Annotated in this window: 20 protein-coding genes; 16 read left to right on the top strand and 4 right to left on the bottom strand. The window is 50.8% G+C overall.

Going from position 1 to position 13184, the window contains the following annotated elements; all coding sequences use genetic code 11:
• Positions 1–2: 2 nt before the first annotated feature.
• The 16 genes from rpsE to rpsI all read left to right on the top strand — a co-directional run bounded on the left by rpsE (position 3) and on the right by rpsI (position 8837).
• On the top strand, positions 3–530 hold the full coding sequence (gene rpsE / locus PHI12_07150) for a 30S ribosomal protein S5 (GenBank protein ID MDD5510567.1): 528 nt from the start codon (positions 3–5) through the stop codon (positions 528–530).
• Entirely contained in the window at positions 523–708 is a 186-nt protein-coding gene (gene rpmD, locus PHI12_07145) for a 50S ribosomal protein L30 (GenBank protein MDD5510566.1), read from the top strand. The genes rpsE and rpmD overlap by 8 nt, the downstream gene beginning before the upstream one ends.
• A complete protein-coding gene (rplO, locus tag PHI12_07140; GenBank protein ID MDD5510565.1) occupies positions 705–1169 on the top strand; it encodes a 50S ribosomal protein L15 in 465 nt (154 codons plus the stop codon). Before rpmD ends, rplO begins: the two co-directional genes overlap by 4 nt.
• Complete coding sequence (gene secY, locus PHI12_07135; GenBank protein ID MDD5510564.1) at positions 1150–2475, top strand: preprotein translocase subunit SecY; 1326 nt, start codon at positions 1150–1152, stop codon at positions 2473–2475. The genes rplO and secY overlap by 20 nt, the downstream gene beginning before the upstream one ends.
• A gap of 45 nt (positions 2476–2520) precedes the next feature.
• The gene (locus PHI12_07130) at positions 2521–3171 is read left to right on the top strand and encodes an adenylate kinase (protein MDD5510563.1); all 651 of its coding nucleotides are present in this window, start codon (positions 2521–2523) and stop codon (positions 3169–3171) included.
• 3 nt (positions 3172–3174) lie between these two features.
• The gene (gene map / locus PHI12_07125) at positions 3175–3924 is read left to right on the top strand and encodes a type I methionyl aminopeptidase (GenBank protein ID MDD5510562.1); all 750 of its coding nucleotides are present in this window, start codon (positions 3175–3177) and stop codon (positions 3922–3924) included.
• Positions 3925–3935: 11 nt separating this feature from the next.
• Complete coding sequence (infA, locus tag PHI12_07120; GenBank protein ID MDD5510561.1) at positions 3936–4157, top strand: translation initiation factor IF-1; 222 nt, start codon at positions 3936–3938, stop codon at positions 4155–4157.
• Positions 4158–4171: 14 nt separating this feature from the next.
• On the top strand, positions 4172–4285 hold the full coding sequence (gene rpmJ, locus PHI12_07115) for a 50S ribosomal protein L36 (GenBank protein ID MDD5510560.1): 114 nt from the start codon (positions 4172–4174) through the stop codon (positions 4283–4285).
• Between the two features lie 29 nt (positions 4286–4314).
• On the top strand, positions 4315–4704 hold the full coding sequence (gene rpsM, locus PHI12_07110; GenBank protein MDD5510559.1) for a 30S ribosomal protein S13: 390 nt from the start codon (positions 4315–4317) through the stop codon (positions 4702–4704).
• A 33-nt stretch (positions 4705–4737) separates the two neighbouring features.
• Complete coding sequence (gene rpsK, locus PHI12_07105; protein MDD5510558.1) at positions 4738–5130, top strand: 30S ribosomal protein S11; 393 nt, start codon at positions 4738–4740, stop codon at positions 5128–5130.
• A 10-nt stretch (positions 5131–5140) separates the two neighbouring features.
• Entirely contained in the window at positions 5141–5770 is a 630-nt protein-coding gene (rpsD, locus tag PHI12_07100; protein ID MDD5510557.1) for a 30S ribosomal protein S4, read from the top strand.
• A 24-nt stretch (positions 5771–5794) separates the two neighbouring features.
• Entirely contained in the window at positions 5795–6775 is a 981-nt protein-coding gene (locus PHI12_07095) for a DNA-directed RNA polymerase subunit alpha (GenBank protein MDD5510556.1), read from the top strand.
• Positions 6765–7118, top strand: a complete 354-nt coding sequence (gene rplQ / locus PHI12_07090) for a 50S ribosomal protein L17 (protein ID MDD5510555.1) — start codon at positions 6765–6767, stop codon at positions 7116–7118. The genes PHI12_07095 and rplQ overlap by 11 nt, the downstream gene beginning before the upstream one ends.
• A gap of 16 nt (positions 7119–7134) precedes the next feature.
• Entirely contained in the window at positions 7135–7902 is a 768-nt protein-coding gene (gene truA / locus PHI12_07085) for a tRNA pseudouridine(38-40) synthase TruA (GenBank protein MDD5510554.1), read from the top strand.
• Positions 7902–8351: a 50S ribosomal protein L13 gene (gene rplM / locus PHI12_07080; protein ID MDD5510553.1), complete on the top strand. Its 450-nt coding sequence runs from the start codon at positions 7902–7904 to the stop codon at positions 8349–8351. Before truA ends, rplM begins: the two co-directional genes overlap by 1 nt.
• Positions 8352–8432: 81 nt before the next feature.
• On the top strand, positions 8433–8837 hold the full coding sequence (rpsI, locus tag PHI12_07075; GenBank protein ID MDD5510552.1) for a 30S ribosomal protein S9: 405 nt from the start codon (positions 8433–8435) through the stop codon (positions 8835–8837).
• 102 nt (positions 8838–8939) lie between these two features.
• Here the strand turns inward: rpsI and PHI12_07070 are convergent, their stop codons facing one another.
• From PHI12_07070 to metK, 4 genes are all read right to left on the bottom strand, one after another.
• A complete protein-coding gene (locus PHI12_07070; GenBank protein MDD5510551.1) occupies positions 8940–9335 on the bottom strand; it encodes a gamma-glutamylcyclotransferase in 396 nt (131 codons plus the stop codon).
• 39 nt (positions 9336–9374) lie between these two features.
• Positions 9375–10445 (bottom strand): bifunctional phosphoglucose/phosphomannose isomerase, encoded by a 1071-nt coding sequence (locus tag PHI12_07065; protein ID MDD5510550.1) that lies wholly within the window; start codon positions 10443–10445, stop codon positions 9375–9377.
• A gap of 62 nt (positions 10446–10507) precedes the next feature.
• A complete protein-coding gene (locus tag PHI12_07060; GenBank protein MDD5510549.1) occupies positions 10508–11890 on the bottom strand; it encodes a phosphoglucomutase/phosphomannomutase family protein in 1383 nt (460 codons plus the stop codon).
• A gap of 76 nt (positions 11891–11966) precedes the next feature.
• Positions 11967–13181, bottom strand: a complete 1215-nt coding sequence (gene metK / locus PHI12_07055) for a methionine adenosyltransferase (GenBank protein ID MDD5510548.1) — start codon at positions 13179–13181, stop codon at positions 11967–11969.
• Positions 13182–13184 lie beyond the last annotated feature (3 nt).

The following is a 13184-nucleotide window of genomic DNA, read 5'->3' as shown; positions in this document are numbered from 1 at the left end:
AGGTGAAAGAGTTGGTAAGCAAGATAAACCCGGAAGAATTGGTATTAACTGATAAGCTTGTCTATGTCAACCGCGTCTCTAAGGTGATGAAGGGGGGTAAGCGCCTCAGTTTTAGCGCTCTGGTAGTAACTGGCGATGGTAACGGATATGTTGGCGTTGGTACGGGCAAGGCTAAGGAAGTACCGTTGGCAATTAATAAGGCTAATGCGAACGCCAGAAGAAACTTGATTAAGGTACCGATGGCAGGGTCTACTATTCCTCATGAGATAGTGGTCAAGTTTGGTGCTACCAGGGTCTTGCTGAAGCCGGCGGCGCCAGGTACGGGTATCATTGCCGGTAGTAGCGTCCGGGTTATTATGGAGTCGGCCGGGGTTAAGGACATTCTGACCAAATCACTGGGTAGCTCTAATCGGGTTAACATGGCGAAAGCGACTATACTGGCGCTAACGAAACTCAGAGACCTGAAGGGAGAGCTGGCCAAGCGCCGGCCTGTTGCTCGGGTTGAAGATGAGGTGGTAAACGGTGGCTAAATTCCGTGTCGTTTGGGTCAAGAGTGGCATCGGTTACAGCAAGGTTCAGAAACAAACGCTAAAGGCTCTTGGTCTGCGCCGACTAAATCAGAGCGTTGTTCACGCTGACAGCGGCGTAGTCCGGGGTATGATTAATAAAGTAAGACATCTGGTTAAGGTGGAGGAAACAAGCTCGTGAGGCAGAATGAACTATCTCCAGCTCCTGGTTCCAGAAAAGAACGGAAACGGGTTGGGCGTGGCAATGGTAGCGGTCATGGCACCTATTCCGGGCGCGGCTCGAAGGGTCAGAAGTCCCGTTCCGGTTACAGGATGAAACCTGGCTTCGAAGGTGGCCAGCTACCCTTAATACGGCGCTTGCCTCGGAAGCGCGGCTTTACCAACATTTTCCGGGTAGAATATAGCGTCGTTAATCTGGATAAGCTGAGCTTCTTTGAAGCAGGGAGTGAGGTAACGCCGGAGAGGCTGCTTGCCGCCGGGATAATAAAGTCGTTGCAGCACCCGGTCAAGATTCTGGCTGGTGGTGATATCAGTTATCCTCTTTTGGTAAAGGCGGACAAGTTCTCTGCTGCGGCTAGAGCTAAGATTGAGGCGGCAGGAGGTACTGTGGAGGAGGTAGGGTATGCGGCAGAGACAGACTAGCAGACCAAGACTGCTCCAGGCAATGTTTGATGCCTTCCGTTTGCCTGATTTGAGGCGGCGGATTCTCTTTACCATCGGCATACTGGTAATCTTCCGTTTCGTGGCTCATATTCCTCTACCTGGGGTAGATTCTGTCGCTCTGCAGAACCTATTTGAGCAAAATGCCATGTTGGGCATGCTCGATATGTTCAGCGGTGGTGCGATGAGGAATTTCAGTATTGCCGCAATGGGAGTATACCCCTACATTACCGCTTCGATTATTATGATGCTGCTCACGCCTATTATCCCCCGTTTACATGCTCTGTCAATGGAGGGGGAAACGGGTAGGAATAGAATCAATCAGATAACGCACTGGTTGACCATACCGATGGCCGGCGTTTCCGGTTACGGACAAATGATATTGCTTCAGCGGGAAGGGGTGATCAGCAGCGCGGCTGCTCTGCCCACGGCGGCGATGGTCCTGTCGCTGATAGCGGGTACCATGTTCCTGGTCTGGTTGGGCGAGCTCATCACAGAGTATGGCATCGGTAACGGCATCTCGATAATAATATTCGGTGGTATCGTGGCCGGTCTGGGTAGCTTGGTACAGCAGGGTTATTTTGCCGCCCAGAGCGTCGGTATACCCAATGTTGTTGGTTACGTCGTGATCGTTTTAGTTGTCATCGCGGTAATCGTCATATTTACCGAGGCGCACCGCCGTATCCCGGTCCAGTACGCCAAGAGTGTTTTTAAGGGTGGTCGTATGTACCGGCAGTCGGGGTCGACCCATATCCCCCTGCGGGTAAACACAGCCGGGATGATACCGCTCATCTTCGCTATGTCGATAGTAATCTTTCCCAGTATGATAGCCAGTTATTTCGTCGCTCCGGCCGGCGCTGACCCGAACTTCGCCAACTATATTCAGAACTTGTTCAGTGCAGATGCCGCGCTACCGATGGGGCTGTTTTATTGGGGGCTATATTTTGTGCTGACGATGGCTTTTGCCTTCTTCTATACCATGGTGATTTTCCAGCAGCAGGACTTACCCGGCACGCTGCAGCGGCAAGGGGGATTTATCCCAGGTATTCGGCCGGGTAAAAACACCAAAGAGTATCTTGATACCGTTATTAAACGCATTACCTGGGCCGGTGCCCTGTTCCTGGCGGTAGTGGCGATTGTACCGTTCCTGGCCCGGGAGGCTACTAGTATTCAGGTGATACAGTTGTCCAGTATGGGGCTGCTGATCGTGGTTGGTGTTGCTCTTGATACCATGAAGCAGATTGAAGCGCAGCTGGTTATGCGCCGATACGAAGGCTTTATCAAATAGGCAGCTTGGCTGCGTTTGAAGGATTCTTTATTAAGAGAGGGTACGGTGTATATTATTCTTTTGGGGGCTCCCGGTGCCGGTAAAGGGACGCAGGCCGCCTATCTGGCGCAAAACCTGAATCTGGTTCATATTGCTTCCGGTGACCTCTTCCGTCAGGCATTGGAGCAGAATACCGTGTTGGGTAAGCAGGCCAGGTCCTATATGGAGAAGGGGGTGCTGGTTCCTGACGAGATAACCACAAAAATGGTGCTTGAGCGTTTGGCCGTTTTGAGCAATGAGTCCGGAGTAGTCCTCGATGGTTTTCCCAGGAACCTGCCGCAGGCTGAAGCGCTGGACAAGGCTTTGGCCGGCAGTTCCAGAGCTATCAATAGTGTAGTGTATATCAAGGTTTCTCCGGAGGTGCTCCTGCAGCGCTTGAGCGGGCGTTGGATTTGCCGTAATTGCCAGGTGCCATATCATGAGGTAAGTTCTCCTCCCCGGGTTAAGGGCAGATGTGATAGGTGCAGTGGTGAGCTATATCAGCGTCCTGATGATACTCCGGAAACAGTAAAGAAGCGGCTTAAGGTATACTTTACCGAGACGGCTCCCCTTATTGATTATTATGTTAGAACTGGTAAGCTGGTCGAGATAGATGGGGAGGGAAGTGTAGAAGATACCGGGAAGAGGATTGTCGCGGCTCTGGAGAAGGGTCGCTGAGCAATGGGTATTGTGATTAAGTCAGAGCGTGAGATCGCAGCAATGCGTCGAGCGGGCAGGGTAGTAGCCATTGTGCTGGAAGTATTAAGCGGAGCAATAAGGCCAGGGATGAAGACTAAAGAGTTGGATGTTATCGCTGTGAGAGAATTAAAGAAATTGGGAGCTAAACCGTCGTTTAAGGGATATCATGGTTTCCCGGCTAATCTCTGTGTATCGGTAAATGACGAGATAGTGCACGGGATTCCTGGGGAGCGGGTTTTGGCGGAAGGTGATATAGTATCCCTTGACTTCGGTGCGATTTATGACGGCTTTCAGGGGGATGCAGCAGTAACGGTGAGTGTCGGTGAGGTTAAACCGGAGGCTAAGCGTCTTATCGAGACCACTAAGGATGCTCTGGAAGCTGGTATTGCCAAGGCTTATGCCGGGGCGAGGCTGGGAGATATTTCCGCTGCTATCCAGAGCTGTGCGGAGTCAGAAGGCTATTCCGTAATCCGGGAGTATACCGGTCATGGTATCGGCCGTCAGATGCACGAAGAGCCTCAGATACCTAACTTCGGACAACCGGGAACGGGGCCGGTGCTGAAAAAAGGCATGGTACTTGCTCTTGAGCCTATGGTGAGCATGGGCGATTGGCAGACCCGGCTTGGCAGAGACCACTGGACGGTATCTATGGCTGATGGTAGTCTTTCCGCGCATTTTGAGCATACCATTGCCATTACCGATGCTGAAGCGGAGGTGCTGACTGTTGTCTAGAGAGGTAGCATATGCCTAAGAAGGAGGCTATTGAGGTTGAGGGGACGGTGTTGGAGCCTCTGCCTAACGCTATGTTTCGTGTTGAGCTATCTAACGGGCATCAGGTGCTGGCGCATATTTCGGGGAAAATAAGGTTGCATTATATCAGGGTATTACCGGGTGATAGGGTGATAGTAGAGCTTTCTCCCTATGATCTGGGTCGGGGTAGAATTACCTATCGCTTAAAGCAATAAGTAAGGAATTCGTGATGAAAGTTAGATCTTCGGTTAAAGTTAGATGTGAGAAGTGTAAGGTGATTAAGCGGCGGGGGGTGGTCAGGGTTATTTGTACCAACCCCCGGCATAAGCAGAGGCAGGGCTGATTTACCTGTCGGATTAAGGAGGGGTCTTAATGCCACGTATAGCTGGTGTAGATATACCAAAAAACAAGCAGATTTGGGTATCGTTGCAGTATATCTATGGTATTGGTCCTGAGTTGAGCCGGAGGATTCTGGTTCGGACAGGTATTAGCGCCGATACCAAGGCGGATAGTCTTACTGAAGATGAGGTTAACCGTCTCCGGGAGGTTATTGACCGCGAGTATAAGGTTGAAGGGGATCTCAGGAAAGAGGTCAACTTCAATATTAAGCGCCTTATTGAAATTGGTAGCTATCGCGGCCTCAGGCATCGGCATAGCCTGCCGGTTAGAGGGCAGCGAACACGGACTAATGCCCGTGCCCGTCGTGGTACTAAGAAGACTGTCGCCGGTAGAGGTAAGAAACGCGGCATGACCAAGAAATAACCGGTTTTATTAGATATCAAGTAGGAGGTAAGAATGGCAGAGAAGAAGCGTACCAGAGTCCGGAGACGGGAGAAAAAGTCCATTCCGTCGGGAAAGGCCTATATCCAGTCTACGTTCAATAATACTATCATTACCCTCACCGACCCGGAGGGGCATGTGATCTCTTGGGCAAGCTCGGGAACGGCTGGGTTTAAGGGCTCTCGTAAAGGTACTCCTTATGCAGCTCAGGTGGCGGCTCGTGACGCGGCAAGGAAAGCCATGGTACATGGCTTACGTCAGGTAGAGGTTTATGTTAAAGGGCCAGGTAGTGGTCGTGAAGCAGCGATTCGTTCTCTGCAAAGCTCCGGCCTTTACGTTACCAGCATCAAGGATGTGACTCCTCTTCCTCATAATGGCTGTCGTCCTCCAAAAAGAAGACGGGTATAGAGGGTAAGAAATGGCAAGATATACTGAAGCAGTCTGTCGTTTGTGTCGGCGTAGCGGTGAAAAGTTAATGCTTAAGGGTGGACGGTGTCTTACCCCTAAGTGTTCCGTTGATAGGCGGGCGAAGACACCTGGACAGCAGAGTACCGGACGGAGACGGCGGATTTCTGACCGTGGTTTTCAATTAAGAGAAAAGCAAAAGGCCCGTTATACCTATGGCATTATGGAGGGTCAGTTCCGGAGGTTGTTTGCTCAGGCCACGAGGCAGCAGGGCATCACTGGAGAGAATCTTATCGTGCTGCTGGAGCGGCGGCTTGATAATGTAGTATATCGGTTGGGCTTCGCTGATTCTCGTGCTCAAGCCCGGCAGGTAGTCCGTCATGGACATATCAAGCTCAATGGTCGTAAGAATAATATACCTTCCTATCTGGTTAAGGATGGTGATAGCATTTCCTGGCGAGAGAGCAGCACCAGAACAGGGTATTATAAGGAAGTGGCTGAGAATATCGACGCTAAATTCATACCGAGCTGGTTGAGTCTGGACAAGCAGAATCTGGTTGGCCAGGTGGTGTCGCTGCCTATCCCTGATGAAATTGAGGCCAAATTTGAGGGGAAGACGATAGTCGAGTTCTATTCACGATAAGTCAGTTGATAAGGAGGGAGCGTTTTGTCTCGCCTAGTGATACCGAAGATTACCTGTGTTGAGAGTAAGGAGAATTTTGGTCAGTTTCTGGCTGAGCCGCTGGAAAAGGGCTTCGGCGTTACTCTGGGGAATTCCCTGCGCAGAGTACTGCTCAGCTACCTCCCCGGGGCAGCGGTAACCGGGGTTATGATTGAGGGAATACAGCACGAATTCTCCACTATTCCTTACGTAAAAGAAGATGTTACTGAGCTGATTCTTAATTTTAAAGAGTTGAGAATCAGCTCCCTTTCCGGACAGCCGGGTAAATTGATACTGGAGGCAGAGGGGGAGAGACGTGTTTACGCTTCGGACATCAGGCCGTCGACTGACCTTAGCATTGCTAATCCGGAACTATACTTAGCCACTCTGGATTCGCCTGAAGCGAGACTGTATGTGGAACTGGATGTTGAAATAAATGAAGGTTATCGGCTGGCTTCATCCACTGATAATCTGCCTATCGGAGTGATTCCTATTGATGCCATCTTTACACCGGTGCGAAAGGTCAATTTTACCGTTGAGCCGACGCATGTTGGTGAGGTGACCAGCCGTGAACGGCTGTCTCTGGAGATATGGACGGATGGTACGATATCACCGGTAGAAGCCCTCACCCGTAGCGCGGCTATTTTGGTGGAGCAGTTGACTGCTTTTGTTGACTACGCCCAGGTCTCCCGGGCCGATGAAGAGGAACAGGTTGTACGATTATCTATACCGGCAGAGTTATACGATATGCCGGTGACCGACCTTAATCTATCGGTGCGCACTATGAATTGCCTGAGACGCGGCAATATTGAGACAGTAGGACAGATTATCAGTAAGAAAGAGAGTGAGTTACTGGCGCTGAGGAACTTCGGGCAGAAGTCTAAACAGGAGATAGAGGAACGCCTTGGGGAATTGGGGCTTTCTCTTAAACTGCAGACGGAAGAGCCGACTACTTCAGCGGAAGAGGAGGCGGAAGATGAGGCATAGATTATCCGGGAGAAAACTGGGCAGGCATTCAGGGCACAGAAGGGCAATGTATCGTAATCTGGTGACCGACCTCTTGGGCTATGAGAAGATTACTACTACGGAGGCTAAAGCCAGAGAGATACACGGTATGGCTGAGAGGGTTATTACCATGGGCAAGAAGGGAGGGCTTCATGCCCGCCGTCAGGCATTATCTTTTGTTATTGACGCCAAGACGGTTGATAAGGTATTTGATAAACTTGCTTCTAGATATGCCGAGCGTAGCGGGGGCTATACTCGTATCATTAAGTTGGGTCCTAGATTAGGTGACGGTGCAGCTATGGTTAGGTTGGAACTGGTAGAGTAAAAAGGTTGCGACATTGGTGGCAGTCACCAGGGTTGTTTTAATAATAGAATATGACGGCAGACGTTATCACGGTTCTCAGCTCCAGGTTGGACTGGCTACTATACAGGAAGAGATAGAGCAGGCAATACGGGGACTTACCGGGGAGAGTTGTCGGATAGCGGCAGCCAGCCGCACTGATGCCGGGGTTCATGCTTGCGGGCAGGTGGTTAGTTTTCGTACTAATTCGGTCCTTCCTGAGCAGACCTTTGTGAAAGGGTTAAACTACTATCTGCCCAGGGATATTGCGGTTAAGGCTGCCTATAGAGTAGCTGGCTCTTTTGATGTCCGGCGTGATGCCGTTAGCCGGGAATACAGTTACTATATTTTAAATAGTTTGACCCGTTCTCCGATCTGGATGGGTTTTGCTCACCTTGTTGGTGGGTACCTGGATATTGAGGTTATCAATGAAGCCTGTCAGGCTCTTCTTGGTGAGCATGACTTTGCTTCGTTTGCCAGTATTACTGGTGTAAATAAGAAATGCACTGTGCGGTATGTGTATCGGGCAGTGATGGAGAAGCGGGGGGAATTGGCTGTTTTCAACATGGTAGCCAATTCCTTCTTACCCCATCAGGTGCGTAATACAATCGGACTGTTAATAAAGGTTGGACTGGGTAGAGTAAGTCCCGGTGAATTTCGTAGTATAATTGAGGCGAGGGTGCCGGGTCTGGCCGGTCCGATGGCGCCGGCCTGTGGACTACGCCTGATACGGGTAAATTACCCGGTCTCTTTCGGAGGAGAGACATAATGAAAACCTATAGTGTTAAGGTTTCTGAGATTAAGCGGGAGTGGCATGTTATTGATGCCTCGGATAAAATCCTGGGCAGGCTGGCTACCGAGGTGGCCAAATTGCTGATGGGTAAGCATAAATCAATGTTTTGCCGCCACCTGGATGTTGGTGATTTTGTGGTTGTTCTCAATGCTGAAAAGATCCGGGTTAGTGGTGACAAGGTCAAACAGAAGGTATATTATCGACACTCGGGATACCCTGGTGGTTTTAAGAGCGTTACTCTTGAAGAGCTGATGCAGAATCATCCCACCCGTGCCGTTGAATATGCGGTTAAGGGGATGTTACCTCACAATCGATTGGGTGCCAGCATGATCAAGAAGCTGAAGGTATACGTCGGTGACAAGCACCCTCATCTAGCTCAGACAGAGGGTAAGCTGGTTAATGCTGAAGGTAAAGGAGAGAAGTGAGGTCTTACTGCAGCAACCGCTTCTCATTAGTACCAAGGAAGGGGGGTAAAGAGTAGGGATTCTATCATCCTGAAAAGAGATATGGTTCAGATGGAAACACAAGCTTACTTTTACGGAACTGGCAGACGTAAAACGGCTACTGCCAGAGTAAGACTGATGCCGGGAGAAGGTGCTATTATCGTGAATAATATGCCCTATGAAGAGCGGTTTCCCCGCTTTGAGCACCGGCGCACCATACAGCAGCCGCTTCTCGTTACAGAAAGCCTCGGTAGATATAACGTTGTGGTTAAGGTAGAAGGGGGTGGCATATCAGGTCAGGTCGGGGCTATTTCCCACGGTATTGCCAGGGCTTTATCCAAATCCGATGAGAGGCTCAGGGCGGTACTCCGTCAGGGAGGACTGCTGACGCGGGACTCTCGAGTCAAGGAGCGTAAGAAGGTTGGCTTGAAGAGGGCTCGTAAAGCACCTCAGTACACCAAGCGTTAGCCTTTGTCAGGGGAAAATAGGTTAGTTTGTTCTAGCTGATTAGGATGCCGGGATCATAAGTCGGTGTTTATGACTGTTGATTCCGGCATTTTCACTACCGGACTAGATCAGCCTCCAGTCCTTGTAGCCCTGCCGGATAATAGCTAGATACTCGGCGGAGGGCTTGCTTTCCTGGGCCTGGCGGTTGTTGATGTAGGTTACTGCTTCGATCGGCTCATTATCCTCGTTATTCACGATTACGTTTAGCCGTTGATAATCGCTACCCTCGAATTTGTCCAGCCGATTCAAGCACTCCGCGCTGACCTCATAGATGCCGCCTCTGACCTTTTCTCCTCTGAAAGATCGTATTGTAGCCACTCCCCCCCGCCAAGTCCGGGCCCATCCGGTGAAGACCAGTTGGTAGTGATGAAGGGTGGCGGTGAACCTGGGCTTGCTCTCCGGGCAGCGTTCTTGCATCTGTTTCCGGTTCAGGTTTGAGGCGTAGGCAAAATAGTACATTTATTCACCTGGTAAAGCCCGATTGGCAACCCGACTTTTCTATTTCCCCCGGGCCAGCCGCTCTTTAAGAAAGTCTATCGCTTTTACCGGTGAAGGGTCAACCTGATAAAGTACTGCCAGGTAGTAGCTGACATAATCACCGAAGAGTATCAGGCTCATCACCTGGCCCAGGGGGTAGTCCCCGTCGCCATCAACAATCTGGTAATCAACCCTTGCTTGTTCTAAGAGCTGGCAGGTTACCTGGTAGCGGAGCTGCACCCGTTCCGGCAGCAGGGGAGAGTGGAGCAGCACTACAAATATCTTACTGGCTAATTCTGCGGGAAATTGGTAGCCGACAATGGCATTGTGGTTCAGTTCCGGGAAGACTTCGTAGAAGGACCAGGATTTACTGTTCTCGTTAAGCTGCGTCTTCCAGCGGCGGGCTACCTCAGAGGCTATGCCGGCGCCATATACTACCGGCAGGTGTTGATATAGTCTGACTGATAGTTGTTTGGCCTGGTTTCTGTCTATTGGTACACTTTCATTTATTCTTCGGGATAAGTTCTCCAGAGTCGGTACCGTTTTGACTATCTCCTGTGATTTATCGCTTATTATGTTTAGCTTCTGTAGGAAACAGAGGATTGGTATCAGACTAAAGGGTAGTGCTGCCCTGGGTTGGGCTTTATAGTCAAAGCTGAAGACGGGGATGTTTCTTCTTTCCGCCATCGTGCTGAGTTTACCTCCGGTGGTGATGGCTAGTTTTTTAGCTCCTGTCTTAATAGCCTGCTCAAATGCAGACAGGGTCTCCTCAGTGTTCCCTGAGTAGCTGGAGGCAATAAGAAGGGTCCTGTCATCAACAAAGCCGGGCAGTTGATAGCCACGGCAGGTCATGATGGGTATCTTAGCCTCGGTTGCTACCAGACTGCTGACTAAATCGCCGCCGATAGCCGACCCGCCCATACCTAAAATCACTACCTTGTCGACGCTGGTATAGTCCGGGGGTAGGTCAAAATCTGTCGCCATCCGCCAGGCTATTTGACATAATGATGGCAGCTCCTTGAGGTGGGCGAGCATATTTTCACGGTCATATTTCTTGAGTGCCAGAGAGTCATCTAAGGTTGCAGCATCCATTGACCCTACCCCCTATTCCACGGGATGGAGCAGTCCCTTTGTTTCCGATTTCCCCGGGGTGGTTAATCTTTAACCAGTTCTTGGGCCAGCCCGAGTAGTCTTTCTAATCTTTCCTGTGAGTTGCTTTCCGCGTAGAGTCGGAGCAGCGGTTCGGTGTTGGAAAACCGGATTAAGAGCCAGGAGGTATCAGCCAGCATGAATCGGAAGCCGTCCCTGGTATCCAGGCTGTCTACCCTGATGTTATCTATCGACTCAGGATTGTATTTGCTGACCCGTTTGTTGATGGCCTGGCGCTTGCTCTCACTGAATTTAACATCAATGCGCCTGTAGTAGTGAGGGCCGACCTTGCTGTGCAGATAGTCAATTAGCTCTGAAGGGCTTTTTCCTGTCTTGATCATCAGGTCGAGGAAATAGAGGCCGGCCAGTATTCCATCCCGCTCTGTAACGTGGCCTCTGAAGCCGTAGCCGCCGCTTTCTTCACCACCGATAAGCGCCTGCTCGTTTTTCATTATCGGTGCCACATACTTGAATCCTACCGGTGTTTCATAGACCGGTACGTTAAATATTTCTCCCAGGCGGTAGGCCATACTGCTCATCGTTAGCGTCTTGACTATCGGCCCTCTTTCTCCGCGTACCTCCAGCAGATAGAGGCAGAGCAGGGCAAAAACATGGAGAGTGCTGATGAAAGAGCCGTTTTCATCGATAATCCCGATGCGGTCGGCATCGCCGTCAGTGGCCAGTCCTATGCTGGCCCTTTCCTTTCTGACTGTAGCGGCCAGCCTGCTCAGGTTGGGACCTATTGGCTCCGGTTGCTCTATGCCGGGAAAAAGGGGGTTCCGTATGCTGTTTATCTCAACAAGTTCAATATTACCGCCGGAGAGGAGTTTTTCAAAATACCCTGCACCGGCTCCGTACATAGGGTCGATGGCGATCTTTAATCGGGAGTTTCTTATTTCCTCCAGATTGATCAGTCTGGATAGCTGCCGGCAGTAGATCGGTTCCAGGTCAAGAACTTCCAGTAGCCCCAGTTCCCGGGCTTGCGACATTGGCATCTTGTTTATCTTTCCGGTAGCTAGAATACGGGTAATATTGTCCTCTATTCTGGCTGTAACCTGGGATGCAGCGCTGGAACCGGAATCGTCCTTGAACTTAAAGCCGTTCCATCGTGCCGGGTTGTGACTGGCGGTTATGATAATACCGCCTCCTGCTTCTTGGGAGGGAATGCTGAAGCTCACTACCGGGGTTGGAGTGGCTTTGGGGCAGAGGTATACCTTGACTTTATTGCCGGCGACTACCTCGGCAGCCGCGGCGGCGAAGTCTTCGGAGGCAAAGCGGGTGTCAAAGCCAATAATGATTCCCTGCCGGGCCAGCCCGGTCTCTTTCAGGTAGTCGGCTACTGCCTGGGCACATACCCGTACGTTATCGAAGGTAAAGTCCTGGGCAATAATTCCCCGCCAGCCGTCGGTACCGAATTTAATGAGATTGTCTATCCTGCTTCATCTCCTTTGCTCTTACTCTACACTACTTACCCAGTGCTTCTTTTCTCAATATAGCCGCTTTGTCTGTCTTTTCCCAGGGAAGGTCCAGGTCGTTCCGCCCGAAGTGTCCGTAGGCGGCAGTCTGCTGGTATATCGGGCGGCGTAGGTTAAGGTCTCGAATAATTGCTCCCGGTCGGAGGTCGAAATGCTTATTAATCAGATTGGTGATAACATCATGGTCGACTTTGGCGGTGCCGAAGGCCTCAATGGATACTGAGAGCGGGTGAGCAACGCCGATAACATAAGCGATCTGTACTTCCAGCCGTTCGGCGATTCCGGCGGCTACGATATTCTTGGCAATATAACGGGCGGCGTAGGCTGCCGAGCGATCAACCTTGGTCGGGTCTTTACCCGAGAAAGCGCCACCTCCGTGTCGGGCAATACCGCCGTAGGTATCGACCAGAATCTTACGGCCGGTAAATCCGGTATCGGAAACCGGTCCGCCTATCACGAACCGTCCGGTAGCATTGACGTAGAATTCCGTTTCATCATCGATTAATGAGGAAGGAACGATTGCTTTTATTACCTGCTCTTTGATATCCTTCTCTATCTGTTCACTGCTGACGTTATCGTTGTGCTGAGCGGCGATAACCACGTTGGTGATACGTTTCGGGGTGCCCTTACTGTATTCGACGGTTACCTGTGACTTGCCATCGGGGCGCAGGTATGGCAGGGTCTTGTCCTTTCGCATCTGGGCCAGCCGTTGGCACAGCTTGTGTGATAGAGAGATCGGCAGCGGCATAAGCTCCGGGGTTTCATTACAGGCAAAGCCGACCATCATACCCTGGTCACCGGCACCAATCTGCTCAAGTTCATCCTTGGCGGCGACATCTTTCTTAACTTCTCTCGATTTGCTCACTCCCAGGTCGATATCGGCGGATTGTTCTTTTATGGATACCAGTACCCCGCAGGAATGGTAGTCAAAACCATAGCTGGGGTTGGTGTAGCCGATGTCGTGGACTACCTTTCTGACTACATGCGGTACTTCAACGTAGCAGTCGGTGGTAATCTCACCGAGGACTATTACCAGTCCGGTGGTCGTTGCTACTTCGCAGGCAACCCGGGCGTAGGGGTCTTTTTCCAGAATATGGTCCAGAATAGCGTCTGATATCTGGTCACACATCTTGTCCGGATGTCCTTCGGTTACTGATTCCGAAGTGAGTAGATATTTTGATGCGTTCTTAAAACTGTTCGTCATTTT

Source organism: Dehalococcoidales bacterium (genome assembly GCA_028716225.1).
GTDB lineage: Bacteria > Chloroflexota > Dehalococcoidia > Dehalococcoidales > UBA5760 > UBA5760.
This window is presented reverse-complemented; position numbering and strand designations above follow the sequence as displayed.